The organism is Lysinibacillus sp. F12 (genome assembly GCF_057773605.1).
The window spans coordinates 135,349-161,254 of record NZ_JBYMLP010000006.1 but is presented as its reverse complement, the minus strand read 5'-3'; the positions used below and the strand labels follow the sequence as shown (position 1 = coordinate 161,254).

The 25,906-nt window shown below is 38.7% G+C and carries 26 protein-coding genes, 1 pseudogene and 1 other annotated feature; of the genes and pseudogenes, 6 read left to right on the top strand and 21 right to left on the bottom strand.

All coding sequences use genetic code 11. The annotated features are described in order from the left end of the window. The 14 genes from rlmB to AC3CH7_RS21250 all read right to left on the bottom strand — a co-directional run bounded on the left by rlmB (position 1) and on the right by AC3CH7_RS21250 (position 14,670). Entirely contained in the window at positions 1-753 is a 753-nt protein-coding gene (gene rlmB, locus AC3CH7_RS21315; protein WP_012296086.1) for a 23S rRNA (guanosine(2251)-2'-O)-methyltransferase RlmB, read from the bottom strand. A 5-nt stretch (positions 754-758) separates the two neighbouring features. Next, the gene (locus AC3CH7_RS21310) at positions 759-1,172 is read right to left on the bottom strand and encodes a Mini-ribonuclease 3 (RefSeq protein WP_012296087.1); all 414 of its coding nucleotides are present in this window, start codon (positions 1,170-1,172) and stop codon (positions 759-761) included. A 5-nt stretch (positions 1,173-1,177) separates the two neighbouring features. Further along, a complete protein-coding gene (gene cysS, locus AC3CH7_RS21305; RefSeq protein WP_031416730.1) occupies positions 1,178-2,578 on the bottom strand; it encodes a cysteine--tRNA ligase in 1,401 nt (466 codons plus the stop codon). Beyond that, positions 2,575-3,225 carry a serine O-acetyltransferase EpsC gene (epsC, locus tag AC3CH7_RS21300; protein WP_036162451.1) on the bottom strand — a complete coding sequence of 217 codons (651 nt, stop codon included), beginning with the start codon at positions 3,223-3,225 and terminating at the stop codon, positions 2,575-2,577. The genes cysS and epsC overlap by 4 nt, the downstream gene beginning before the upstream one ends. A gap of 189 nt (positions 3,226-3,414) precedes the next feature. Further along, positions 3,415-3,634: a binding site (T-box leader), on the bottom strand. A 50-nt stretch (positions 3,635-3,684) separates the two neighbouring features. Further along, a complete protein-coding gene (gltX, locus tag AC3CH7_RS21295; protein WP_012296090.1) occupies positions 3,685-5,145 on the bottom strand; it encodes a glutamate--tRNA ligase in 1,461 nt (486 codons plus the stop codon). 89 nt (positions 5,146-5,234) lie between these two features. Beyond that, a complete protein-coding gene (gene ispF, locus AC3CH7_RS21290) occupies positions 5,235-5,711 on the bottom strand; it encodes a 2-C-methyl-D-erythritol 2,4-cyclodiphosphate synthase (RefSeq protein WP_008180601.1) in 477 nt (158 codons plus the stop codon). Positions 5,712-6,053: 342 nt separating this feature from the next. Beyond that, positions 6,054-6,749 carry a 2-C-methyl-D-erythritol 4-phosphate cytidylyltransferase gene (gene ispD / locus AC3CH7_RS21285; RefSeq protein WP_207889539.1) on the bottom strand — a complete coding sequence of 232 codons (696 nt, stop codon included), beginning with the start codon at positions 6,747-6,749 and terminating at the stop codon, positions 6,054-6,056. 11 nt (positions 6,750-6,760) lie between these two features. After that, the gene (locus AC3CH7_RS21280; RefSeq protein WP_012296092.1) at positions 6,761-7,846 is read right to left on the bottom strand and encodes a PIN/TRAM domain-containing protein; all 1,086 of its coding nucleotides are present in this window, start codon (positions 7,844-7,846) and stop codon (positions 6,761-6,763) included. 216 nt (positions 7,847-8,062) lie between these two features. Next, positions 8,063-9,439, bottom strand: coding sequence for a DNA repair protein RadA (gene radA, locus AC3CH7_RS21275; protein ID WP_012296093.1), 1,377 nt, complete (start codon positions 9,437-9,439; stop codon positions 8,063-8,065). Between the two features lie 91 nt (positions 9,440-9,530). Continuing rightward, entirely contained in the window at positions 9,531-11,975 is a 2,445-nt protein-coding gene (locus AC3CH7_RS21270; protein ID WP_031416732.1) for an ATP-dependent Clp protease ATP-binding subunit, read from the bottom strand. Next, positions 11,965-13,074, bottom strand: coding sequence for a protein-arginine kinase McsB (gene mcsB / locus AC3CH7_RS21265; RefSeq protein ID WP_012296095.1), 1,110 nt, complete (start codon positions 13,072-13,074; stop codon positions 11,965-11,967). Before mcsB ends, AC3CH7_RS21270 begins: the two co-directional genes overlap by 11 nt. Further along, positions 13,071-13,613: a UvrB/UvrC motif-containing protein gene (locus AC3CH7_RS21260; RefSeq protein ID WP_031416733.1), complete on the bottom strand. Its 543-nt coding sequence runs from the start codon at positions 13,611-13,613 to the stop codon at positions 13,071-13,073. The genes mcsB and AC3CH7_RS21260 overlap by 4 nt, the downstream gene beginning before the upstream one ends. A 13-nt stretch (positions 13,614-13,626) precedes the next feature. Continuing rightward, positions 13,627-14,097: a CtsR family transcriptional regulator gene (locus tag AC3CH7_RS21255; RefSeq protein ID WP_031416734.1), complete on the bottom strand. Its 471-nt coding sequence runs from the start codon at positions 14,095-14,097 to the stop codon at positions 13,627-13,629. A gap of 267 nt (positions 14,098-14,364) precedes the next feature. Further along, positions 14,365-14,670, bottom strand: coding sequence for a DUF4870 domain-containing protein (locus tag AC3CH7_RS21250; RefSeq protein WP_031416735.1), 306 nt, complete (start codon positions 14,668-14,670; stop codon positions 14,365-14,367). Positions 14,671-14,795: 125 nt separating this feature from the next. Here AC3CH7_RS21250 and AC3CH7_RS21245 point away from each other — a divergent pair, with 125 nt between their 5' ends. Next, on the top strand, positions 14,796-15,482 hold the full coding sequence (locus tag AC3CH7_RS21245) for a class I SAM-dependent methyltransferase (protein WP_281486816.1): 687 nt from the start codon (positions 14,796-14,798) through the stop codon (positions 15,480-15,482). Positions 15,483-15,519: 37 nt separating this feature from the next. Continuing rightward, a complete protein-coding gene (gene corA, locus AC3CH7_RS21240; protein WP_031416737.1) occupies positions 15,520-16,482 on the top strand; it encodes a magnesium/cobalt transporter CorA in 963 nt (320 codons plus the stop codon). Between the two features lie 54 nt (positions 16,483-16,536). On the opposite strand, the gene AC3CH7_RS21235 is transcribed toward corA, so the two are convergent. Next, complete coding sequence (locus tag AC3CH7_RS21235; RefSeq protein ID WP_488381876.1) at positions 16,537-16,746, bottom strand: hypothetical protein; 210 nt, start codon at positions 16,744-16,746, stop codon at positions 16,537-16,539. 264 nt (positions 16,747-17,010) lie between these two features. On the opposite strand from AC3CH7_RS21235, the pseudogene AC3CH7_RS21230 reads away from it, so the two are divergent. Beyond that, positions 17,011-17,571 (top strand): annotated as a pseudogene (locus AC3CH7_RS21230) (protoglobin domain-containing protein); the annotation flags it as partial. Continuing rightward, a complete protein-coding gene (locus tag AC3CH7_RS21225) occupies positions 17,554-18,336 on the top strand; it encodes a methyl-accepting chemotaxis protein (RefSeq protein ID WP_432443462.1) in 783 nt (260 codons plus the stop codon). The pseudogene AC3CH7_RS21230 and the gene AC3CH7_RS21225, both read left to right, overlap by 18 nt. 46 nt (positions 18,337-18,382) lie before the next feature. Here the strand turns inward: AC3CH7_RS21225 and AC3CH7_RS21220 are convergent, their stop codons facing one another. From AC3CH7_RS21220 to adh, 5 genes are all read right to left on the bottom strand, one after another. Then, positions 18,383-18,862, bottom strand: coding sequence for an acyl-CoA thioesterase (locus AC3CH7_RS21220; protein ID WP_025116473.1), 480 nt, complete (start codon positions 18,860-18,862; stop codon positions 18,383-18,385). A 68-nt stretch (positions 18,863-18,930) separates the two neighbouring features. After that, positions 18,931-20,358, bottom strand: a complete 1,428-nt coding sequence (locus AC3CH7_RS21215) for an aldehyde dehydrogenase family protein (protein WP_207889541.1) — start codon at positions 20,356-20,358, stop codon at positions 18,931-18,933. Positions 20,359-20,399: 41 nt separating this feature from the next. Further along, a complete protein-coding gene (locus AC3CH7_RS21210) occupies positions 20,400-21,368 on the bottom strand; it encodes a DUF4003 family protein (protein ID WP_488381875.1) in 969 nt (322 codons plus the stop codon). A gap of 332 nt (positions 21,369-21,700) precedes the next feature. Next, complete coding sequence (locus tag AC3CH7_RS21205; RefSeq protein ID WP_031416741.1) at positions 21,701-22,060, bottom strand: DUF779 domain-containing protein; 360 nt, start codon at positions 22,058-22,060, stop codon at positions 21,701-21,703. A 21-nt stretch (positions 22,061-22,081) separates the two neighbouring features. Continuing rightward, positions 22,082-23,602 carry an aldehyde dehydrogenase gene (gene adh, locus AC3CH7_RS21200; RefSeq protein ID WP_012296107.1) on the bottom strand — a complete coding sequence of 507 codons (1,521 nt, stop codon included), beginning with the start codon at positions 23,600-23,602 and terminating at the stop codon, positions 22,082-22,084. 239 nt (positions 23,603-23,841) lie between these two features. On the opposite strand from adh, the gene rluF reads away from it, so the two are divergent. After that, on the top strand, positions 23,842-24,543 hold the full coding sequence (gene rluF, locus AC3CH7_RS21195) for a 23S rRNA pseudouridine(2604) synthase RluF (protein WP_012296108.1): 702 nt from the start codon (positions 23,842-23,844) through the stop codon (positions 24,541-24,543). 22 nt (positions 24,544-24,565) lie between these two features. Continuing rightward, positions 24,566-25,285, top strand: a complete 720-nt coding sequence (locus AC3CH7_RS21190) for a DUF6904 family protein (RefSeq protein ID WP_012296109.1) — start codon at positions 24,566-24,568, stop codon at positions 25,283-25,285. Between the two features lie 43 nt (positions 25,286-25,328). Here the strand turns inward: AC3CH7_RS21190 and AC3CH7_RS21185 are convergent, their stop codons facing one another. After that, on the bottom strand, positions 25,329-25,826 hold the full coding sequence (locus AC3CH7_RS21185; RefSeq protein ID WP_488381874.1) for a cupin domain-containing protein: 498 nt from the start codon (positions 25,824-25,826) through the stop codon (positions 25,329-25,331). Positions 25,827-25,906: the final 80 nt, after the last annotated feature.

Here is a 25,906-nt window from a genome sequence, read left to right as displayed (position 1 = left end):
TTACTCATTCGCTTCTTGACGCTTACGATACACTTCGTACATTAATAATGCTGCTGCCACTGAAGCATTCAGTGATGTCACATGCCCTACCATCGGTAAATGATACAAGAAGTCACATTTCTCTTTTAATAAGCGACCCATTCCCTTACCCTCACTACCGATAATGATAGCCAATGGTAATGTTGCATCCATTTTCCGATAGTCTACAGAGCCCTTCGCGTCTGTACCAGCAATCCATATACCTCGTTCTTTTAGTTCATCCACTGTTTGAGCCAGATTGTTTACACGTACTACAGGGACATGTTCAATAGCGCCTGTTGAAGACTTCGCCACGACAGCTGTTAAACTTACTGAACGGCGCTTTGGAATAATAATACCATGCGCTCCTATTGCATCAGCTGTTCTCATAATAGAACCTAGGTTATGTGGATCTTCAAGCTCGTCTAAGATTAAGAAAAAGGGATCTTCTTGTTTTTTTGCGGCTGCAGCAAATAAATCCTCCAGTTCAGCATACTTATATGCTGCAACAGAAGCAACAATACCTTGATGATTTGCACTTGATAATTGGTCGACCTTCTTTTTCGGAACAAACTGAACGATCACTCCACGTTCTCGAGCTAGATCTAGCAGTTCATTGACACCCGATTTTTTTACCCCCTCTGCAATCCATACTTTATTCATATCGCGTCCTGAACGAAGTGCTTCTAACACTGGGTTTTTACCGGCAATAATTTCTCCATTTTGTTCTGTCATTCTTTCTACACTCCTTTCGATTCCTCGATTATTTGAATAGCATATGCAATGATTTCATACACGCGTTCAAGTTCATTTAATAAATATAAACTACCAAGTACCGCCTCAAAGCCAGAGCTATTTCGATAAGTTTGGACATCTGTATTCTTTGGTACAGAGCCGGACTTGGCATTACGTCCACGACGGAACACTGCCAACTCCTCCTCTGTTAAATAATTCTCATCCATCATACGATGAACAATCATAGATTGTGCCTTTGCCGAAACGTAACGCGTTGCCTCTCGATGAAGTGTATTCGGTTTAACTCGACCTGAACGAAGCAAGTGTTCTCGTATCTTTTGCTCCAATACGGCGTCACCCATATAGGCTAACGCCAACGCATTTAATTGCTTAACATCTTCATTGCGAAGTTTATCCAACTTAATTACCCTCGTTTCCATCTAGTTCCTTGTCGCGTATCTTCTAAAATGATACCTTGGGCTTGCAAATGGTCACGAATCTCATCAGAACGAGCAAAATCACGATTCTTACGTGCCTCTACACGCTCTTGTAGTAGTGCTTCAATTTCTTCGTCTAATAATTCTTCTTCTTTTGCAAATTCGATACCTAAGACGTCACCTAGTACTTCAAAAGTTTCAATAAATGTTTCTAACACTTTTTTGCAAGTATTCGTTTCATTTAAATAAATATTAGCAATACGAGCTAACTCAAATAATACCGAAATCCCGTTAGCTGTATTAAAATCATCATCCATGGCCTCTTCAAACTGTGCCTTTTGCTCAGTAATTTTATTCAGCCACTCATTTGAGTGATCGCCTAAGCTTACAGTAGTCGTAAGACGATGCTTCACATTGTTGTAGGCTGTACGAATGCGCTCTAAGCCAGCTGAAGCTGCCTCTACTAAATCCTTCGCAAAATTAATTGGATGACGATAATGAACAGATAGCATAAAGAAGCGAAGCACCTGTGGATCAATTTGTTTACGAATATCATTCACCAAAATAAAATTCCCAAGAGATTTAGACATCTTTTCATTATCAATATTAATATAACCATTATGCATCCAATAACGTGCAAATGTTTTATCATTGTGAGCTTCTGACTGTGCAATTTCATTTTCGTGGTGTGGGAAAGTTAAATCCTGCCCACCAGCGTGAATATCAATAGTATCTCCTAAATGCTCACGAGCCATTACTGAACATTCAATATGCCAACCAGGACGACCATTGCCCCAAGGACTTTCCCAGAAAATTTCACCTGGCTTCGCTGCTTTCCATAAAGCAAAATCTAATGCATCATCTTTTTTCTCACCAGCTTCTATACGTGCACCAATTTTTAAATCATCTACGGATTGATGTGATAATTTACCATAGCCATTAAACTTGCGCGTGCGGTAATACACATCACCTGCTGACTCATAAGCATAGCCTTTTTCAATTAAAACTTGGATAAATTGAATAATATCAGCCATATGCTCTGTTACACGTGGATGAACATCGGCTTTTTTGCACCCTAATGCAGTAACATCTTCAAAGTACGCAGCTATAAAGCGCTCTGTTAACTCATGAACTTCTTCACCAAGCTCATTGGCAGCCTTAATAATTTTATCGTCTACATCCGTAAAATTGGAAACAAACTTTACATCATAGCCTTTATATTGGAAATAGCGACGGACTGTGTCGTAAACTATAACAGGACGTGAATTCCCGATATGGATATAGTTATAAACGGTAGGCCCGCAGACATACATTTTTACTTTGCCTTCTTCTAGCGGAACAAAGGTTTCTTTTTGTCTTGATAATGAGTTGAAAATTTGAATACTCATTGTGTCTCTCTCTCCTTTTGTAAGCGTTCAATTTCCTGTCTTAATATAACAATTTGCTTCTCAAAAGCTTGACAACGTTCTTCTACAGGATCAGGAATATTTTGATGATCTAGTTTTTTCTCTAGACGAACTCCATCTTTAATTACTATTTTACCAGGTATACCGACCACAGTGGCATTTGGAGGCACCTCTTTTAAAACAACTGACCCCGCACCAATTTTACTATTCTCGCCAATTGTAATAGAACCTAAAACTTTAGCGCCTGTTGCTACAAGGACATTATCCTCTAATGTAGGGTGTCGTTTTCCTTTTTCTTTCCCTGTACCACCTAGAGTTACCCCCTGGTACAAAGTCACATTATCACCGATTTCACATGTTTCACCAATCACAACACCCATACCATGGTCTATAAAAAAGCGGCGGCCGATTTTCGCACCAGGATGAATTTCAATACCAGTAAAAAAGCGGCTTATTTGTGAAATGGCACGAGCCATAAAATAAAAGCGTTTTTTAAAGAACCAATGAGCCACTCGATGAGCCCATGTGGCATGCAAACCGGAATATGTTAATACCACTTCCAATACACTTCGCGCAGCTGGATCATTCTCAAAAATTGTTTCCACATCTTCTTTCATCCTTTTAAACACAAAAAACTCCCCCTTTTTATGTTGTTCTTGCTCAAATTCCTAGAAACCCTTTACACAGAACCGACACTGTCGTCAACTTTCTTTAGAATTCTCTGCCTAAGATGATGTGGTGTGTTTGTTTGAATGCCTCCCTCTTCATCAAAGAATGAAGATAAAATAAAAAACGCCCCTATCATCCCAAAAAGGAATGACAGAGACGCTTAAATTTGCGTGGTTCCACTCTGATTGAAGGCAAAAAGCCTCCCACTCTGGTCGTTCTTTAACGAGAACGAATCGATAAAGCCTACTATAGTTCAGCTTTATGCTCAAAGGTGCATTTCAGTTTTGCCTAGACTCAGACCACTTTCAGCCGGTGATGGTCCTCTCTTTAGAGCGTGCGCCACTTACTTCTCCTTATCAACGCTTTTTCAATGTAAATACATTTTACAACGCAAGAATCAATTGTCAATGGATTTCTATTTATTGCGCAAATTTTTCTACACGATCAATTGCTTTCTCTTTGCCAATTAAGCAGATAGCATTGGGAAGCTCCGGTCCATGTGTTTCACCCGTTGTGACAACACGGATTGGCATAAATAAATTTTTACCTTTATGACCTGTTGCCTTTTGCACAGCTTTAATAGCTGCTTTTACCGCATCTGGCGTAAATTCTTCTAATTCTTCGAGCTGTGCTTTGAATGCAGCCATTACCTCTGGTACTTGCTCTCCTGCTAAAACAGCTTTGGCTTCTTCATCATATTCAATATGGTCTTTAAAGAATAGGCTAGATAATTCAACAATCTCTGCACCAAAGCTCATTTGGTCATGGTAAAGCCCAATTAAATCTGTTGCCCATGCATGTTGCACTGCTGAAAGTTCATCTGGTAAAAGTCCAGCTTTTTGTAAATGTGGTAATGATAAAGCTACTACTTCTTCTAAAGATAGTTTTTTAATATATTGATTATTCATCCATGTCAACTTTTGTTTATCGAACATAGATGGTGATTTAGAAAGACGTTTTTCATCAAAGATCTTGATAAATTCTTCTTTAGAGAAAATTTCCTCTTCCCCTTCTGGAGACCAGCCAAGTAAAGCAAAGAAGTTGAACATTGCTTCAGGAAGATACCCTAAATCCTTATATTGAGTGACAAATTGAATAATGGACTCATCACGTTTTGATAGCTTTTTACGGTTCTCATTAATAATTAACGTCATATGACCGAAGCGCGGATACTCCCAACCAAATGCATCAAAGATCATCATTTGTTTTGGCGTATTAGATAAATGCTCTTCACCACGGAAAACGTGAGAAATCTCCATGAAGTGATCATCTAGAACTACAGCATAGTTATACGTTGGAATACCGTTTGCTTTTACAATTACCCAGTCGCCAATGTCTTTAGATTCAAATGTAACTTGTCCACGAACTAAATCTTCAAAATCATATGTTACATTTTCTGGTACACGCATACGAATTGTGTATGGCTCACCCGCTGCTTCTTTAGCTGCAACTTCCTCAGCTGAGAGATGACGGCATGTACCATCATAAGTAGGAGCTGCTACACCTCTTGCTTTTTGTTCCTCACGAGATGCTTCCAGTTTTTCTGAAGAACAGAAGCATTTGTAGGCTGCACCTTGCGCTAATAGTTTTTCAGCGTGCTCTTTATAAATATCAAGACGCTCCATTTGACGATAAGGCGCATAAGGTCCACCAATATCAATGGACTCATCATATTCAATACCTAACCATTTTAGGTTATCTAACTGAGATGCTTCTCCACCCTCTACATTACGTTCAATATCCGTATCTTCAATACGTACAATGAATTTACCGTTATGATGTTTTGCATATAAATAATTGAATAATGCTGTACGCGCCCCACCGATATGTAAAAAACCTGTTGGAGATGGCGCGTAACGAACGCGAACTTCTTTCGTCATATTAAAAGCCTCCTAAATTTTCGATCAAAAATTGACTTTGTTCATTTTACCACTCTGTAACTGGAAATAAAAGCAGAGTTCACTCACATTTATTTCTTCATCAAAAGAATTGTTGCCATCGCTGCTATACCTTCTTCACGTCCAGTAAAACCTAGACGTTCAGTTGTTGTCGCTTTGACATTTACCTGTGACGGCTCAGCATGTAACAATTCTGCAATACGATTTTGCATTTGCTCAATATATGGTGCCATTTTTGGTCGTTGAGCCATAATTGTACAATCGACATTACCTAGAATATATCCTTTATCCTCAACAATTTTCCAAATGTATTCTAATAATTTTGCTGAATCTGCGTCTTTAAAAGCTGGATCTGTGTCTGGAAAATGACGTCCAATATCTCCTTCTCCAATTGCTCCTAGCGCTGCATCTGTAACTGTGTGTAATAATACATCTGCATCTGAGTGTCCAACTAACCCTTTTTCATGTGGAATAGTAATACCACCGATAATTAACGGACGCCCTTCTTCAAATGCATGTACATCAAAACCTTGTCCAATTCGAAACATATGATAGAGAGACTACGTTAGCCATACATATGGATAATTCTCCTAGTTTGCCTAAAATGCAGTCTCATTCACCTTCCTTCACTTTTATCTATTTAGTCACTATTATACCCTCACATTTTAACATATTTCCTAGGAAATTGAGCTGATAGCAAATAGTCAGCATTTTCTTATACCAACAGATCCATTACTCCTTGGTGTACTGGCTTATAGTTTTTCCAAGCTAACCAATCATTATTACAACAGGCGTTAGGACGACCACTGAAAAATAAACATGTCCCATTCTTAAGCATCAATATAAAATCCCATTAGCAACTATCACTAATGAGATTTTTAAACTAGTCACTATTCATTTAATTGCAATGCTCGTTTTCGTAAAATAGCTTCTCCAAATAGCAAATCCTCTTGTGTCGTCATTTTTACATTCTCGTAGCTGCTTTCCACAATATGCACTGTGTGACCAAGACGCTCAACTAGCATTGCTTCATCGGTACCAAGAAAACCTACTTTTTCAGCAACATCCTCTGCCTCAACAATTAAGTCAAAACGGAAGGCTTGAGGCGTTTGAATCATCCATAAGCTGTCGCGATCTACTGTTTCCTCAATGACACCATTACGAACTTTTTTCATTGTGTCCTTTGCTCGGACACCTGCAATGGCTGCACCAAAGTCGTGGGCACTTTGCACAAGATTGGCGATAATAGCATGTGTAATAAAAGGTCTTGCCGCATCATGAACAAGCACGATGTCTACCTGTTCCATTTCCTTCATACATGAATGTACAGAATGCTGTCGTTCAGCACCACCATCAGGTAAACCTTTGACTTTCGTAATACGATATTCATCGAGCAATTCTTGTATATAAATACGCTCCTCTGGTTTTACTGCTAGCCAAATACCTGTGCAAAAAGGGTCCTGTTGAAAGACCTCTAACGTGTGTATCAGGATAGGCTTCTCTAAAAGTTTTAAAAACAATTTATTTTGTCCTGCCCCCATACGTTTTCCACTTCCTGCGGCAGGTAAAACTACTTCATACTGCATGTTTTCACTTCCTAATCGTCCTTCGGCTTTGCAAATATCATACGACCTGCTGACGTCTGCAGCACACTCGTTACTGTTACCGTTATTGCCTGTCCTATATAGCTACGACCGCCTTCCACAACAATCATTGTACCATCGTCTAAATAGGCTACTCCTTGATTATGCTCTTTGCCATCCTTAATGACTACCACCTGCATATCTTCACCTGGAATAACGACAGGCTTTACGGCATTCGCTAAATCATTTATATTTAATACTTTTACATGATGTAGCTCGCATACTTTATTAAGGTTAAAATCATTCGTGACAATTTGTGTATCAGTCCCCATTTTTTTTGCCAGTCGTACAAGTTTTAAATCTACCTCTTGCACATCCTCAAAATCCTCATCTGTAATCTCTACGTTCGTATTACGTTCATCCTGTAATTTCCTTAAAATATCTAAGCCTCGACGACCTCTTGTGCGCTTTAATGTATCTGAGGAATCAGCAATATGCTGAAGCTCTGTTAGGACAAATTGAGGCACAATTAAGATTCCTTCAATGAATCCTGTTTCAGAAATATCAGCGATGCGGCCATCAATAATGACACTTGTATCTAACAATTTGTAACTTCCTCGCACCTCTTGAATTTCATTACCCTCAGCAACTTTTTTCTTTGTCTGATTACTACGTAAGGTAAAAAGCTGGATTAATTCATCCCTTTTTCTAAAACCTAAACGGAAGCCTAGATATCCTAATACGAATGACAGGATAATAGGGACTACCTCTGTAATAACAGGGAACTTCACACTATTAATAGCAAAGCCTAAAAAATACGCTACAATTAGCCCTATTATTAGGCCAAGCGTACCAAATAACAAATCTCCGACCGGAACCTTAAACAGGACCTCTTCCATCCAGCTAATGAGCTTCACAAAATAATCGGAAAACGCGAATGACAATGTAAACAGTAAAAGCGCTCCTAATGCTACTGATACGTAAGGATTATCAAGCCAAGGATTAGATGATAAATGAAGCAATTCGTATAATGGCGGTAAGAAAACAAGGCCCAATGCTCCTCCAATCAGTAAAAAAGCTATCTGAACAAATTTTTTCACAAGCTGTCACCTCCTATTGTTAGTTAAGATTATACATAGTTTATTATAGAAAATCCTTCTTCAGCCCATCAGATTATCATTATTTAACTCTCTCTTTCCAACCACACATTCACCCTGCATTAACTAGGACGCCTATTCCTTTACTTGAGTTTCCCACTTTTTACGTCAAAATGAAGGAAATGCATGTCAGAATAGTATCTAACATGCATGGTTTTCCTATAACTCTCTAAAACAGGCATTTAATGCATCCTTTATTGTTTCTACACCGACAATTTCAATCCCTTGCGGAAAATCCCAACCACCTATATTTGATGCAGGAATGAAGACTTTTTTAAAACCAAGCTTCGCCGCTTCAATGACACGCTGCTCGATACGGGATACTCGACGTACCTCTCCTGTCAGACCCACTTCACCAATAAAGCAATCGGTTGCCCTTACAGCCTGATCCTTAAAGCTAGACACGATGCTTGTCAGAACAGCTAAATCTATAGCAGGTTCGTCCAATTTCACACCACCAGCAACTTTAATATATGCATCCTGTGCTTGTAGCATGAGACCCATACGCTTTTCAAGCACAGCCATCAGCAATTGCACTCTATTTTGATCTACCCCGGTTGCCATCCGTTTAGGGTAATTAAAGCTTGTAGGCGTCACTAGCGACTGAATTTCAACGAGTATTGGCCTTGTTCCCTCCATCGAGGCAACAATCGTGGAACCCGCAGCCCCTTGTGAACGCTCCTGCAAAAATAGCTCAGATGGGTTCAGCACCTCTTTTAAACCACCCTGTAGCATTTCAAATATAGCAATTTCATTGGTAGAGCCAAAGCGGTTTTTTTGACTTCGTAAAATACGATGATTATGATGTCTTTCGCCTTCAAAATATAGGACTGTATCCACCATATGTTCTAAAATTCGAGGCCCTGCGATTTGCCCCTCTTTCGTAACATGCCCAACTAAGAATATAGCAATCCCTTTTGTTTTAGCTATTCGCATAAGCTCAGCTGTACACTCACGTACCTGAGATACACTACCTGGCGCACTTGTTACCTCTGGATGAAAGACCGTTTGTATGGAATCGACAATGACAAATTTCGGCTGTACTTCCTCAATCGTTTGATTCAAAAACTCAAGATTCGTTTCGGAATAAATGTACAGCTCTTGAGAGATTACCCCTAAACGCTCTGCTCGTAGCTTCGTTTGACGAATAGACTCCTCACCTGAAATATACAGCACGCGATGGCCTTTATTTGAGAGCAAAGCTGAAACTTGTAGTAATAATGTTGATTTCCCAATCCCAGGATCGCCACCTATTAATACTAGAGAGCCAGGCACAATACCACCGCCTAATACACGATTCAGCTCGCCCATTTCTGTCGCCACTCGAGACTCTTCACTAGCTTCGACCTGAATAATGGGGATTGCCTTTTGAGTAACTGTAGCAGAATGCTGGAATGCCCCTCTTGGTCCTTTCGCTATAACTTCTACTTCCTCCACCATTTTATTCCATTCTCCACAGCCTGGACATCTTCCCATCCATTTTGCCGATTCATAGCCACAGCCTGAACATACAAATTTCGTTTTTTTCTTTGCCAACTTTCTTTCACCTCGAATATTTGTTCTTATATTAATTGTACAAAAAAAAAGACAGCTTGGCACTTAATGCCTTACTGTCTTTAGTTTGAAATTATTTAGAGATAGAAACTCCCTCTTTTTTCTTCACAATAAACTCGTCATTTACATAATCAATGATAACATGATTACCCTTCTCCACATTACCCTTTAATAATTCTTCTGATAATCGGTCTTCCACTTGTTTTTGTAATGCTCGACGTAGTGGACGTGCACCGTATTGAGGGTCGTAGCCCTCCTGAGCAATTTTTTCAAGCGCTGCATCTGTTAATTCTAATGAAATATCCTGTTCTTTCAACCGCTTTGTTAGAGCGTTCCCCATCATCGCAATGATTTCTTTTAAATGCTCTTTTTCTAATGAATGGAACACAATCATTTCATCAATACGGTTTAAGAATTCTGGACGGAATGCTTTTTTCAATTCTTCGAGCATCGTACTCTTCATATCTTTATGTTTAGAATCTGCACCACCTACGTTAAAACCAAGGCTTTTTTGATATTTAAGAGCATCCGCGCCGACGTTAGAAGTCATTATCACTACTGTGTTGCGGAAGTCTACTACACGCCCCTTAGAGTCCGTTAATCGACCATCTTCAAGAACTTGCAGGAGAATATTGAAAACATCAGGGTGTGCTTTTTCAATTTCATCTAGTAATACAACAGAATATGGTTTACGACGAACCTTTTCAGTCAATTGACCACCATCATCAAAGCCTACGTAGCCTGGAGGTGAACCTACTAAACGAGAAGTTGAATGTTTCTCCATGTACTCAGACATATCGACACGAATCATAGCATCTTCGTCACCAAACATCACTTCAGCAAGTGCTCTTGCAAGCTCCGTTTTACCAACACCAGTAGGACCTAAGAAAATAAATGAACCGATTGGTCGTTTTGGATCTTTGAGGCCCGCTCTTGCACGACGGATCGCACGGGAAATGGCTTCTACTGCTTCCCCTTGCCCAACCACACGTTTGTGTAGCTCTTCTTCAAGTTGTAATAATTTTGAAGATTCTTCAGAAGCAATTTTAGCTACAGGAATTCCTGTCCACATTGATACAACTGCTGCAACATCATCTACTGTTACTTTGGACTCGGCTTTACCTTGCTCTTCTTTCCAATTTTTTCTTGTAGCTTCAATCTCATCTTTAAGCTTTTGCTCCGTATCTCTTAACGCAGCAGCCTTTTCAAACTCTTGACCTGATACAGCAGCATTCTTTTCAGAGCGAACATTTTCAAGCTTATCTTCAAGTGCCTTTAAGTTTGGTGGCACTGCGAATGAACGTAAGCGAACCTTTGATCCTGCTTCATCAATCAGGTCAATTGCTTTATCTGGTAAGAAGCGGTCAGAAATATATCGATCACCCATTTTTGCCGCTGCTTCAATTGCTTCATCTGTAATTTTCACTCGGTGATGTGCTTCATAGCGATCTCGTAAGCCTTGAATAATGAGAATTGCTTCTTCCACCGTTGGTTCATCCACTTGGATCGGTTGGAAACGACGCTCTAATGCTGCATCTTTTTCAATATATTTACGATATTCATCAAGCGTTGTCGCACCGATACATTGCAGCTCACCACGCGCTAAGGATGGTTTTAAAATATTTGATGCGTCAATTGCACCTTCTGCACCACCTGCACCGATTAAAGTGTGTAATTCATCAATAAATAAAATGATATTTCCGGCTTGGCGGATTTCATCCATTACTTTTTTCAAACGGTCCTCAAATTCCCCACGATATTTTGTGCCTGCAACGACAGTTCCCATATCTAGTGTCATCACACGTTTGTCTCGAAGAATTTCTGGTACTTCATTATTAATAATTTGCTGTGCTAACCCTTCAGCAATTGCTGTTTTACCAACACCTGGCTCACCAATTAAAACAGGGTTATTTTTTGTACGACGCGATAACACTTCGATAACACGTGTAATTTCCTTGCTTCGACCAATCACAGGATCTAACGTGCCTTCACGGGCAATTTGAGTTAAATCACGGGCTAAACTATCTAATGTAGGGGTATTCGCAGCTTGTGCCGCTTGTTGACCTGATTGCGCATTATCATTATTCCCTAATAACAATAATACTTGCTGACGTGCTTTATTTAAGCCCACACCTGCATTGTTTAAGACGCGAGCTGCTACACCTTCACCTTCACGTATAAGGGCTAACAGCAAATGCTCTGTACCGATATACGAATGGCCTAATTTACGAGATTCATCAACCGATAGTTCAATTACTTTTTTCGCTCGTGGCGTATAGTGAACGATTGGACCAACATCTTCTTTACCTTTACCAACTAATTCTTCAATACCAGCTTCAATCATTTGAGGACTAATATCAATAGCTTCTAACGCTTTTGCAGCAATACCGCCGCCTTCACGTATAAGCCCTAATAAAATGTGCTCTGTGCCAATGGATTCGTGCTTCCAACGAATAGCCTCTTCCTGAGCAAGCTGTAATACTTTTTGCGCGCGTTGTGTAAAACGATTAAACATCATATAAATCCTCTCCTTTTTCCCCATTATTAGGCTTATTCGTGTGTGTTTGAATTAATGCCTCACGAAGCATTTCTGCTCGTACACGATCACGTTCAGCAGGCGGTAATGCCTCACCTGCATAATGCTGTAAAAAACCTGGTTGCATACTGACGACGCACTCATTTAAAGTTGTTGCGAGTATACCGTCAATCAACTGTAGGTCGACTCCTAAACGAACATTCGAAAGACAGGTAGCCGCTTCCTCACTTGTTAAAATTCTTGCATAAGTAAGGGTACCTAAAGCTCGATAAACTCGATCTTCTAAAGCAAGCTCAGCTTTTTCCATCAGCCTACCTCTCGCATGCCGTTCCTTTTGTATAATTTTTTCAGCAACACTTTGTATATCTGCTAAAATATCTTCTTCTGTCTTTCCAAGTGTAATTTGGTTAGACACTTGATAAACGTTCCCTAAATTTTCGCTTCCTTCACCATATATACCTCTTACCGTCATGCCTAAGCGTGTCATCGCATTTATAATTTGATTCATCTGTCCGGTTAACGTAAGAGCAGGTAGATGCATCATCACAGATGCCCGAAGCCCAGTACCAATATTCGTAGGACAGCTTGTTAAATAGCCAAAGGTATCTCGAAATGCATAAGGTAAGACCTTCTCTAGAATACGGTCAATCTTATTCGCTTGTTCATAGGCATTTTGAAGCTGAAAACTCGCGGTCATACATTGAATGCGCAAGTGATCCTCTTCATTCACCATAATACTCACCGATTCATCTTGTGACAGAAGCACAGAGCCCACCTGCTCTTTTTTTGCAAGCTGCGGACTAATCAAATGCTTTTCTACAAGAATTTGACGTTGTAAAGGTGTTAAATCATTGATAGAAAAATAAGCATAATCATTTTGAAGCGTTGGACTATCGCTTACTGCATGTGTAACTGCCTGTTCCACCTGTAAAGCCTCGTTCTCTGAAAACGATAATGGAAAACGATATCCATCTAAATTTCGAGCAAGGCGAATACGTGTACTAATGACAATGTCAGAATAATCGTCTTCAATACGCATCCAAGTAGGTGTAGCACGCTCTAAAAACGATTCAATCATCATGACACATCACCACCTTCAAATTGTAGCTGCTTCTCAAGCTCTTTGACTTCATCACGAAGCTTTGCTGCCTCTTCGAATTGTTCTTCATCTACAGCGAACTTCATGCGTTTACGGATTTCCTCAATTTGCTTTTTAATGACATACACATTGCTATGGGCACCTGGCATTTTACCAATATGTTGGGGACCAGCCTGTATCCGATTAAAGAGCTTAGGTAAATGTTCGCTAAAAGTGTCATAACAGCTTGGGCAACCAAACTTACCTTCTTTCAAAAATTGCTTATACGTAAATTCACATTGTGGACACGTTTGCTGTTGTGGCTGTGTTTGTTGTTTTTCCCCCACCTTTTGCCATGTAGGTGAGCCAAACCAGTTAGATAATAACTGTTGTATAGAAACTGGCTCTTGTTTAAACTCTGCATGAAATGGATGGAACTGTGAGGCGCAGACGTCACAATAATGGTGCTCCACCTTTTGCCCATTTTGAACTTGTGTTACAGTAACTGTCGCATTACGTTGTTTACAATGTTCACATATCATTTCCATCACCTCACTATTTCTGCTGCTCGTATTTTATAGTTGTCAGCATCGCCCGCAATATTTTTGCTCGAATTATATCTCTTAAAGGAAGATGTAAGTCGATTGTTGAGCGATCAATTGCTGCTAACATTAACTTCGCTTCTCGCTTTGAAATTACCTGCTCGTCGATGAGTCGATACACTAAATCTTCTGCCATTGTTTGCGATGCTCCACCTTCAATATGCCGGAGAACATCGTCAATTAAATCAATCTGTGAATTCGCGCGGACACGTAAAATTCGAATGTATCCACCACCACCACGCTTGCTCTCTACAAGGTAACCTCGCTCGGCAGTAAATCTTGTATTAATGACATAATTTATTTGTGACGGAACACATTGAAATTTATCTGCAATTTCACTACGTTTTATTTCAATATGCCCTTCCCCACCTAATTCAAGTACTTGCTTTAAGTAACCTTCTATGATGTCTGATATATTACGCATTTTAGGAATACACCTCGCTTGCTTCACTGACTTTGACTATCTTTGACTTTCTTTGAGTATATTATACAAAACGCTTGAAAATAATTGCAATGATTTCGCCCAGAGAAAAATGAAATGCCTTAAAAAGTATATTCAAGCGTAAAAAATAGCACTTATTAATTAATGGCTATCAAGCACATTTATTTGCTTCCTACACCTAATGTACCCTTTTTATCCATAGAAAAAACGCAAGCATATGCAACTAGCATATACTTGCGTCTATAAAAATTATACCCAACGACCTACAATTGGATAACGCCAAGGCTCATCAGTTAATGCTTTGACGATACCGATAATTGGTACTACAAATAGCATAATACCGAAAACGATTAAAAATGGAATGCCAATGATGAAAAAGCTTAAGACTCCAGAGACAGCAAGTAAAACCGCCATGACAAGTTGGAAAAGTATTGCTTGGATAGAAATTGCCTTCACTTCCTCATCCGTACTAATTAAAAAGAAGATTATGGGAACTAACCATGGCGCAAAAAACGAACTTGCGTGTATGATTACTTTAGACCATTTACTCTCCATATATATCAATCCTTTCTTTATGCGTTGTCTATCGTTTTATGTACTACTATTTACGGAACTATACCCGTAATAGTTTCAATTTAAAGTGAGTTTTTTAAAATTTTTTTGAAAGGTCGTGATGAGAAATGGAATTTAACCACACATTAGCAAATGAATATGAAAAGGGGATTCGCCGTACTCTACCAAGCTATGATGCAATGCTTCGTTTAATACAAACTTTTTATCGTTCTACATTACAGGAGCAAGCTGATATGTTGATTGTTGGTGCAGGCAGTGGCAATGAAATATTACAGCTAGCAGATGGAAGACCACATTGGTCATTTACGGGTATTGATCCGTCAGAATCTATGCTCGATATAGCAAGGGAGCGTCTCCAATCGTTACCCAATGATCTGTCATTCTACCGTGGGACATTGCTGGATACACAGCTACCAGCCACCACATTCGATGCAGCTAGTTGTGTACTCGTCCTTCATTTTATTCAAGGTTATGAAGAAAAGCTGTCAACTTTGAAAGAAATTTACAACCATTTAAAGCCAGGGGCACCTTTTACTCTTGTTTCAAAATACGGTCAACCTGGTACGATTGAAACGGAACTACAATTCGATTTATGGCGTTCCTACTGGCTTCAACATACAAAACTTTCTATATCCGATGTTGCAGTAATGGAAAATTCCATCCGTGCTCTGTCATTTATGCCCGAGAAAGAAATATTAACATTATTACAAGAAGCAGGTTTTATAAAACCTTCTAGATTTTTTGCCACTACTTTGTTTGGTGGATGGGTATGCTTTAAAAAGGAAGAACATTAAATATATATATTGTAGTAAATACTTTGAGGTGAAAGCTGTGATAAGCACCATTGGCATTACAAAAAAACAACAATTACTAAAGGATTTCCCTTTGGAATCCATACATCAACAAGAGTTCGAGTGGTACTGGATTGATTTTAATTGTCCAACTGCTGAGGAAGAATCTTTGCTAGATTCATTTTTTCATTTCCACCCCCTAGCTATTGAAGATTGCTTGATGCGATTACAACGTCCAAAACTCGATTTTTATGACGATTTTCATTTTTTCGTCATTCATCGATTAAACGAGCTGTCATTAGCTGCAGAGGAGGTAAATATTTTTACCTCTAATAAGTATATAGTGACATTTCATAAGAACCCAGTTCCTGAAATAGAAAAGGTACAAAAGTTGTTAGAAAGCCAGCCAAAAAACTGGGAGCGTGGCACGGTTTACTTAACCTACCAAACCATTGATAAAATTGTTGATAGCTATTTCCCACTTGTTTATAAAATTGAAGATCATTTAAATGCACTTGAAGGCGAACTTACATACCAAAGCAACGTAAATGCCATGAAGATTGTCTTCGAGTTTCGTAGTGATTTGCTCGATTTAAGGCGTGCCATTTTACCGATGAGAGACCTTTTATATCGAGTACTTAATTCTTACCGTTTTTCATTGAACAAATCTGAAAGAGCTTATTTTGGAGATATTTACGACCATCTTCTAAAACTAACTGAAATGGTTGAATCAAATCGAGAGCTGACGGCAGATATGCGAGATAGTTATATGGCTATGAGCTCAAGCCGAATGAATGGCATTATGATGACTTTAACAATCGTCTCAACCATCTTCATTCCACTGACCTTTATTGCTGGAGTTTATGGGATGAACTTTGACAATATGCCTGAGCTACATGGACAATACAGCTATTTTATTGTCCTCGGTATTATGATTATTGTTGTCATCGCTATGCTTACCATCTTTAAACATAAAGGCTGGTTTAAATTATTTAAGCCCTAATCCACAAAAAGCTGCTCGTTTAACAAACAAAACGAGCAGCTTCAGTTATTACTATTAATAAGGACCGCGGTCGTCAATTTTATTTTCACCCTGCTGTGGGAATAAAAAGTATGCTAAAACCCCTGATCCTAAAGCAGCGCAAATTGTAATTAACAGCTGGTCAACAGCTGGTACTTCCGCATAATAGTTTCGTAGCATATAAACGGAACCTATTGCAACAATGACCATGACTGGAATAACGAATTTAAAGCGTTTTTTCTCCATATTAGTACCTCCTATTTATTTTCACGTTCAGTTTTATTCTCCTTAAACAGTTCGTATTTTACAGGTTTCCCACTTTAAATTCAAATTTACTCTGCTGCACTAACAGAACTGCCAAGAAAGTAAAAAAATAAAGAAATAACCAAATTTTTAACCAAATATTCAGCAAATAATAGTAAAATAGATTTAATACCAATTGTTTATCAAATTTACAGACCTAACAAATTCAGAAGTTCATTTTACTCACAATTATTATGGATATTAAGAATGGAGCAAACAATAATGAGTTGGTTTTCAAAAAACAGCAGTTCTAGCTACTCAATTACATTAACACCTGAAAATTTTAAGGGCCATGTACAATTAGATGTTTTAAATCATCCAAATCTTCAAAAGCAATTACAGCTTTTAAATTTAACAATTGAGGATTTAGCCATAATTAAGCAACTACAACCGTTAGCTAAGGATTTAATACCTGCAATGGTGGAGCAATTTTATGCAGCCATTAGTTTGAGCCAAGATTTAATAGATATTATTAATAGAACCTCGCATATAGATCGTTTAAAAATTACGTTACATAAGCATTTAAGCGATATTTTTGAAAGTCATATTAATGACGCCTATATCGCTGAAAGAAAAGCAATTGCTGAAGCCCATGTACGAATTGGCTTACAATCAAAATGGTATATAGCATCCTTTCAATCACTTACCTCAACGTTCACAAATTTTGTGAATGAAGTGGACATCTCAAAAAATGATGCCATTCGAGCCATTAATGCATTTTGCAAAATCATTAATTTTGAGCAACAGCTTGTGATCGAGGCTTACGAAAAAGAGGAAGACCGTATCCGAACAGCCGCTGACCAAACGAAAAACGCTCTTGTTACGACAATTCAAAGTACAGCAGAGGAACTTAACGCTATTAGTGAAGAGACAGCTGCATCATTGTTAGTAATTTCCTCACAAACGGATGATATCGCAGAGGCAACAAAGCAGGGATTAAGCTTCGTTGCAGATACGCAGGAAAAATCAAGACGTGGGCAACATCAACTGCAAGAGCAAAATGATTTAATCCAAGTTATTTTACAAAGTGTCAACAGCCTTGAGGTGACTATGAATCAATTACGTACCTCCTCTCAAAAAATTTCCGAGATTGTAGGACTTGTCACGGGCATAGCTGACCAAACAAATTTATTAGCTTTAAATGCGTCTATTGAGGCAGCTCGAGCTGGGGAACACGGGAAAGGCTTCGCGGTAGTGGCAGAGGAAGTGCGAAAGCTTGCTGAAGAAACAAAAAATGCTGTCCAAAATGTGTCGCATCTCATTAAAGAAACTGAAAGTAATATTTCAACGATGGCAAATTCAGTTATTAATGTTGACCAAAAAATTCAACATAGCGTCAATACGCAAGAAAACTTATCTAAATCATTTAATGATATTGCTGATGCCGTATCTGGCATTCAACAGCAGTATGTTCATACATCTAGAGATATTTCAGCCATTTCTAATTTAATTACTGAATTATCACAAGGGGCTACACTTGTTTCCTCTTCTTCTGACTCACTCATTAATGTAGTCAATGAACTAAATAGGTAATATAACAAAGGGAGCCCCACCGCTTTAGGTGAAGCTCCCTTTTTCCTCAATGTGGCAATGCACGTTTTTGTTTACGATGCTCACGTCTTGCGGGCCCTGTTTCAAATAAACGTTTTTCCTCATCTGTTTCAGGATAAATTGCAGGTACGGGTACTGGTTTTCCTTCTTCATTTACCGCCACCATTGTTACAAATGATTCTGTCGTTAATTTTTCCTCACCAGTTTCAATATTGCGAGAAACAACACGAACATAAACCTCCATTGAAGAACGTCCTGTAGAGGAAACTATACTTTCAATTTCAAGAATATCTCCTACATGGGCAGCCGATAAAAAATCAACTGAGTCTATTGAAGCTGTGACTACAAGTCCCTTCGCATGTTTCATCGCTGTAATAGCAGCAATTTCATCAATATAAGCTAACACTCTTCCACCGAAAATAGAATTGTGATTGTTTGTGTCTGGAGGTAATACGAGACGCGATTGAACCGTACGTGATTGGCTCATGGGTACAGCATTGTTTGTCATATTCCTTGTAACTTCCCTTCATGTATGTTCTTTCGTCATCGTATCGTAGAAAAAGAGCTTATGCAAATCTAGAACGATTTTTTCATCGTAATAAATTTCATATCTGTCATTTCCTCAATGGCCCATTTAATTCCTTCTCTTCCATACCCACTCATCTTCACACCGCCATATGGCATATTATCTACTCGGAATGTCGGAACATCATTAATAATGACAGCACCCGCCTGTAATTCGTCGGCTGCATATAAGGCATCTGGCAATACATTCGTGTAAATACCTGCATTTAAGCCAAGGTCCGACTCATTTACAAGTCGAATTGCGTCATCTAATGTTTCATATGAAACAATTGAGACGATTGGCGCGAATGTTTCCTGACAAACGATTTTCATATCAGCTGTCACATTGGTCATAACAGTGGGCGTTAACGTTCGTTCTGTAAATACTCCTCCAGTTGCAATGACTGCTCCTTGTGCCTGTGCTTCTTCAATCCACTCTTTAATTCGTCCAACCTCATTCGGATTGATCATAGCACCTACATCTGTATTTTTATCTAAAGGATCTCCTACTACTAGCTTCTCAGTTTCCGCAACAAATGCCTCTGTGAATTCATCAATAATAGAAGAATGTACATAAATGCGTTGTAACGAAATACATACTTGTCCAGCAAAGTTAAAAGCACCGCTCACACAGCGACTTATAATTTTATTAAAAGGTGTCGATGGTTCGACGATAACTGCTGCATTAGAACCAAGCTCTAACGTTACTTTACGTAAGCCAATCTTTTCTTTAATACCTAATCCAACTTTTCCACTACCCGTAAACGTCACCTTTCTGACGTGAGGATGTGTAACCAAAGTATCGCTAAGCTCACCACCACTTCCTGTCACAATTTGCAACGCACCATCTGGCAAACCCGCTTCACGGAAAATCTCTGCCATAACAAGGGAACTTAATGGTGTTTGGGTTGCTGGTTTTAAAACAACTGTATTACCTACTGCAAATGCTGGGCCTAATTTATGGGCCACTAAATTAAACGGGAAATTAAACGGCGTAATAGCGGAAATTACCCCCAACGGTTCCCTTTTTGTCCAACCTATACGATCTCCTGCTCCAGGTGCCGCATCCATCGGTACCGTTTCACCTTTAGGCTGTTTGGCACCCTCTGCTGCAAATTGATAGGTGGCAATTGTACGATCAATCTCCGCTAACCCTGCTGTCAAAGGCTTTCCTGCCTCTAATGCTAAAATCTCTGCAAACTCTTCTTTTCGTTGTCGCATTAAATCGACGACTTTATATAAAATTTCGGCACGCTCGTAGGCTGTCGTCTTTTTAAACGAATGGAATGCTTGCTGTGCACCATCGATTGCTCTCTCCACATCTTGTATAGATGCTTTTGCCACTCGGGCAATCGCCTCACCACTATATGGTGATTTTAGCTCATAGCTTTCCTTTGCATCTTGCCATTGGCCGTTAATCCACAGTTTTGTTTCCTTCATCCTTCAAATGCACCTCCAAATAATTGTTCACCCCCATTCTATCACGAAGAGCTTGAACTAGATGCAATGGCGGCTGCACTAACTGCTGCTATCATTGCAGCTTGCTGAGCTTGAATTAATAATTCAATAGATGACATAATCGTCATAGACAGTGATTTTTGTACTTTCGCCATATGATAAATAATGATTTGCACAGCCATAAAGAGAACAAATTCACGATGCCATTTTAATAATTTTAAATCCTTTAATTCATGATATAAATGTATAACTTCTTGCAATTGATGATGAGTAAGATCTAGCAAGGCTAAAAACCCAAGTAAAGGATAATGCATGGCCTGTACTTTGACATCTTGTTTTTTTAGTACATCTCGAATGGTCACGACATTGGGCACTAGTTGACGATCAAATTGTGGAGATAGGAAGGTTAATACTTGCGACAGCCATTGAAGCTCATTTCCTGCATGAAAATTATATGTTCGTAATTCTTTATAATAGCGATTCATTGTTTCTGCACGTATTTCCACATCATCAGATGGATTACTTAGTAATACAGCGTATGGAATATCTTCATAGGATGTTAAAAATGGGTGATGTTTACGAATGGCTTCAAATAAAGCTCTAGCTGCATGTGCATGCGCGATTTTATCCTTTTCATTCTCTGTCAAAAACTGAGCCGCAATATAACTAAAGTTACCGCTTCTAAATTTCGCTTCCTTTAGTACATTCACATTCGTTAATAGATTTTTTACTGCGTTTTCAGGATCCTCCTGCTTCATTAAATTAGCAGCTATGCTATAGCCTACCGTAGTTCTTAAAGGAGACATCCAGGAAGATTGCTTCTTCATTTCCTGTAAAATATTCTTGTATTGGACAGCATCAAAAGTTTTTCCCGAGGCCACGAATGTACTAGCTATTGCTAAAACAATCTTACGATCCACTGTCCACCCCGCAGCCTTCGATACATCCTCTACCGTATTTGTAAATTTATTTTCTATCATCACATAATCCATATTTAGCACGCTCCTTTACCCATTTTACGTTACATGATGCGAGAAAGATTCATCCCGCTTGTAACAATTAACATAAAAAGTAAACTTAATTTAATATATGTTACTCTATTTTTTTGATTTAATAGGAAATATTAAACATATAAGAAAGGAGGAAAAACTGTTGATAGCAAAAACCACTCGGAAATTAATATTTACAGTAACCTTAAAAGAACGTTTACAGCTATTTTTATTTTTACGAAATTCATCTAATAATATAGCTTTACATACCCTTTTTTCTAAAAATTAATACGAAAAAACAGCGGCAAAATTTTTTGCCGCTGTACAATGACTCGTCAAATTAATCCAAGCATCTGTAATTCCTCTGGTGTGAAGGCTCTCGATCTTGTTAAGAAACGCTTTCCTTCAACACCCTCTAATGAGAACATCCCACCTCTACCTTCAACTACATCCAGGATGATTTGAGTATGCTTCCAATAATCATATTGATTTTTATGCATATAGAATGGAGCTCCACCTATCTCGCCCAGACATATATCCTGATCACCTAATAGCAAGTCCCCCTCTGGATAACACATAGGTGAAGAACCATCACAGCATCCGCCTGATTGATGAAACATAACAGGCCCGTGTTTCTCTTTTAATAGCTCGATGAGTGCCAGCGCTTCCGCCGTGGCTAATACACGTTCGATCACGCCCATGCACCTCCCTATGGTTTAGAAGAAACCAAGTTTATTTTCGCTATAGCTCACTAATAAATTTTTCGTTTGTTGGTAATGAGATAGCATCATTTTATGATTTTCACGACCAACGCCTGACATTTTGTAGCCACCGAAGGCTGCATGTGCAGGATAAGCATGGTAGCAGTTTGTCCAAACACGACCTGCTTCTATTTCACGACCAAAGCGATATGCTGTATTAATATCTCTTGTCCAAACACCTGAACCTAGACCATATAGTGTGTCATTCGCAATTTCTAATGCCTCTTCTTTCGTTTTGAACGTAGTAACAGCTACAACAGGACCAAAAATTTCTTCTTGGAAAATACGCATTTTATTATGTCCTTTAAAGACAGTTGGTTTAACATAGTAGCCATTTTCAAAGCCTTCTCCTACATTATTTTTCTCCCCACCGATTAGACACTCTGCACCTTCTTGTTTACCGATATCTAAATAAGAAAGGATTTTTTCCATTTGCTCGCTTGAAGCCTGAGCACCCATCATTGTGTTTGGATCCAGTGGATTACCAACTTTAATAGCTTCTACTCGTTGTAGTACACGTTCCATAAATTTATCATAAATAGATTCCTGTATAATTGCACGTGAAGGACATGTACATACTTCCCCTTGGTTCAGAGCAAATAATACGAAGCCTTCGACTGCTTTATCTAAAAATGCATCGTCTTTATCCATAATATCCTCAAAGAAGATATTAGGTGACTTACCACCTAGCTCTAATGTAACTGGGATTAGGTTTTGAGACGCGTATTGCATAATCAAACGGCCCGTTGTCGTCTCACCAGTGAAGGCAATCTTACCGATACGTGGGTTAGATGCTAGCGGTTTCCCCGCCTCTAAACCAAAACCATTCACAATATTAATGACACCTGGTGGTAATAAATCTTCTATTAATTCCACAAGCACCATAATGGATGCTGGTGTTTGTTCTGCAGGTTTTAATACGACACAGTTTCCAGCAGCTAGTGCTGGTGCAAGCTTCCATACAGCCATTAATAACGGGAAGTTCCAAGGTATGATTTGACCCACTACCCCAATTGGCTCATGAAAATGATAAGCAACGGTATCGTTATCGATTTGGCTTACAGAGCCTTCTTGAGCACGTAAAGCTCCAGCAAAATAACGGAAATGATCAATGGCAAGAGGGATATCTGCATTTAAAGTTTCACGTACCGCCTTACCGTTATCCCATGTTTCGGCAACGGCTAGCTTTTCTAAATTTTGCTCGATACGGTCCGCAATTTTAAGTAAAATGTTTGCACGTTCTGTTGGTGAAGTTTTCCCCCACGCATCTTTAGCAGCATGTGCTGCATCAAGTGCCAGTTCAATATCCTCAGCTGTGGAACGCGCTATTTGTGTAAAAACTTGTCCAGTAACAGGAGTGACATTATCAAAGTATTGACCCTTCACTGGGGGTGTCCATTCGCCACCAATATAATTATCATATTTCTGCTTGAATTGAACTACCGATCCTTCAGTGTTTGGAAATGCATAAACCATTTTACTTCTCCCCTTTACACAATTTAATGAGACTATCTACAAAAAACATCATTTTATAGCGAAATAACAATATTTTCATAGAAATCCTCTCACTTAATATATTGTCAGAAACGAATAATAATTTCAACTTTTCTAAAAAAATTCCAGGTAATTTATTTTTACTAGAAAAGTATATAGAATTCACGATTTGTATAACGTTAAGGTATACTTAAAAATAATATTAGATTTAGGAGAACAATATGCGTATTAATAAATATTTAAGTGAAACAGGCATTATATCTCGTCGCGGCGCTGATAAGTGGATAGCCGAAGGAAAAGTAACAATTAATGGAGAACCTGCGACAGTTGGAAGTCAGGTCCAGGATGGTGACATTGTTTGCATTGACGGAAAAGAGGTAAAAAAAGAACAACAGCTAGTCTATATAGCTCTAAATAAGCCGGTCGGCATTACAAGTACAACCGAACGTCATATAAAAGGGAATGTCGTTGATTTTGTAAATCATCCTTTACGTATTTTTCATATTGGACGTCTTGATAAGGAATCAGAGGGACTATTGTTATTAACCAATGATGGCGACATCGTCAATAAAATTCTACGCGCTGAAAACCACCATGAAAAAGAATATATTGTTCAAGTTGATAAACCTATAACTGAGCAATTTATTAACAAGATGAGCGCGGGCGTAGATATTCTAGATACAACCACATTACCTTGTTATGTTGAAAAGATATCAGACAAAGTTTTTAAAATCATTTTGGAGCAAGGCTTAAATCGTCAAATACGCCGAATGTGTTCAGCTCTTGGCTACTCTGTAAAGCGTCTACAGCGTATTCGTATTATGAATATTAAGCTTGGAAATTTAAAAGTAGGCCAATGGCGTGATTTAACGGATAAAGAACAGACGGAGCTCTTCAAGCTACTGAATTACACACCAAAATAAATATTAGAGGAGGGCGAGGACTATGATTTCCATTCAAAGCACAGAGCAGTTAACAGGAGTACAAATTTGTGGAGACTTCTGGGATTTAGATGAGCTTACTAAAGCTATTTACAAAGTAACTGGTGATGCCAATAAATACTATGATTATCAAGGTCCTCGACTCCGTATTTTAAGCGTTTGCTATAAACTGAGACATGCCATACTTGGGGAACACCAGATAGAGTTTGTAAGTAACGGCCTTAACAAGAACACCCTTATACAACATGAACTGATTTTCCCGACTAAAAACATCTATTTTGCCACAGACATTCTTTGGCCCGAAATTATTTTTAGTGCCATCGCTTTAAACGATTTCATTCATCTACACTTGAAATTAAACAAAGCATCTATTTGGAATCATGAGATAGCGACAATTCGTAAATTTCAAGCAGCTATTGCAGATTGTTTAGAACAGGAAGTTAAAGAAGAGGACTATGTAGTATTTTTAACTATGCTGCAGGCAAAAGGCCCATTAACCTTCCTTTTCGCCACACAGTATGTAGATGTTCTGAATCTAAAATACATCCAATTAAATAAAGAGGAACGTAAAGCTCAGCTTGCTGCATTTGCATTACGCCTACTTGTAGAGGATCATGAATATGTAGCACTCAAATCACATCTAATGCAAGCAGCCATTGCCACTAAACAACCTTTACACGCCATACAAATGCAGCTCAGCTATCCGGAAGAAATCTTATGGTAAATATACACAAAGCCGTCTCACAATGAATGAGACGGCTTATTTTCTATTTAATGGTTGGATAAGCCATTTTTCGAATTACTGCCTCGTGCTGAGGGTAATCTGCTAATAGCTCTTCCTGTGTAAACAATTCGAAATCCTCAAAGTCAAAGCCTGGGGCAACCATACATCCTACTAAACTAAACGTATCTACTTCCTCTACAGATGATCCAAAAATTGTATTTTTAGGCACCGCAATTTGTGGGATCTCTCCTGCTTCTACGTTCAAGCCAAGCTTCTTCGCTTCATATGTTCCATCTGGGAAAATCATATGGACTGTGAGTGGACTACCGGCATGGTAATACCATAGCTCATCTGACTGCAAGCGATGTAGATGTGAAATGTCTTGTGAGCGAAGTAAGAAATAAATACTCGTATAAATAGGTCTCTGAACATCTCTTACTGCCATATTCTCCTCAGCCCGAAATGAAGAAATATAATAGCCCCCTTCAGGATGTTCGGCTAAATTTAATTGTTTAATAAAATATGGTGCTGAATAATTCAAAAAGCATCACTCCTTTTTTCCACCTTACCAAAAATGAATAGTAAAATGCTACCTTCGATTATTTAATAGGGAGAACATTG

Excerpts from the sequence above, each read along its gene's own strand:
- rlmB (WP_012296086.1), bottom strand. The coding sequence starts at position 753 with ATGACAGAACAAAATGGAGAAATTATTGCCGGTAAAAACCCAGTGTTA.
- cysS (WP_031416730.1), bottom strand. The coding sequence starts at position 2,578 with ATGAGTATTCAAATTTTCAACTCATTATCAAGACAAAAAGAAACCTTT.
- gltX (WP_012296090.1), bottom strand. The coding sequence starts at position 5,145 with ATGACGAAAGAAGTTCGCGTTCGTTACGCGCCATCTCCAACAGGTTTT.
- ispF (WP_008180601.1), bottom strand. The coding sequence starts at position 5,711 with ATGTTTCGAATTGGACAAGGTTTTGATGTACATGCATTTGAAGAAGGG.
- ispD (WP_207889539.1), bottom strand. The coding sequence starts at position 6,749 with ATGCAGTATGAAGTAGTTTTACCTGCCGCAGGAAGTGGAAAACGTATG.
- AC3CH7_RS21270 (WP_031416732.1), bottom strand. The coding sequence starts at position 11,975 with ATGATGTTTAATCGTTTTACACAACGCGCGCAAAAAGTATTACAGCTT.
- mcsB (WP_012296095.1), bottom strand. The coding sequence starts at position 13,074 with ATGATGATTGAATCGTTTTTAGAGCGTGCTACACCTACTTGGATGCGT.
- AC3CH7_RS21260 (WP_031416733.1), bottom strand. The coding sequence starts at position 13,613 with ATGATATGTGAACATTGTAAACAACGTAATGCGACAGTTACTGTAACA.
- AC3CH7_RS21255 (WP_031416734.1), bottom strand. The coding sequence starts at position 14,097 with ATGCGTAATATATCAGACATCATAGAAGGTTACTTAAAGCAAGTACTT.
- AC3CH7_RS21250 (WP_031416735.1), bottom strand. The coding sequence starts at position 14,670 with ATGGAGAGTAAATGGTCTAAAGTAATCATACACGCAAGTTCGTTTTTT.
- AC3CH7_RS21245 (WP_281486816.1), top strand. The coding sequence starts at position 14,796 with ATGGAATTTAACCACACATTAGCAAATGAATATGAAAAGGGGATTCGC.
- AC3CH7_RS21235 (WP_488381876.1), bottom strand. The coding sequence starts at position 16,746 with ATGGAGAAAAAACGCTTTAAATTCGTTATTCCAGTCATGGTCATTGTT.
- AC3CH7_RS21220 (WP_025116473.1), bottom strand. The coding sequence starts at position 18,862 with ATGACAAACAATGCTGTACCCATGAGCCAATCACGTACGGTTCAATCG.
- AC3CH7_RS21215 (WP_207889541.1), bottom strand. The coding sequence starts at position 20,358 with ATGAAGGAAACAAAACTGTGGATTAACGGCCAATGGCAAGATGCAAAG.
- AC3CH7_RS21210 (WP_488381875.1), bottom strand. The coding sequence starts at position 21,368 with ATGGATTATGTGATGATAGAAAATAAATTTACAAATACGGTAGAGGAT.
- adh (WP_012296107.1), bottom strand. The coding sequence starts at position 23,602 with ATGGTTTATGCATTTCCAAACACTGAAGGATCGGTAGTTCAATTCAAG.
- rluF (WP_012296108.1), top strand. The coding sequence starts at position 23,842 with ATGCGTATTAATAAATATTTAAGTGAAACAGGCATTATATCTCGTCGC.
- AC3CH7_RS21190 (WP_012296109.1), top strand. The coding sequence starts at position 24,566 with ATGATTTCCATTCAAAGCACAGAGCAGTTAACAGGAGTACAAATTTGT.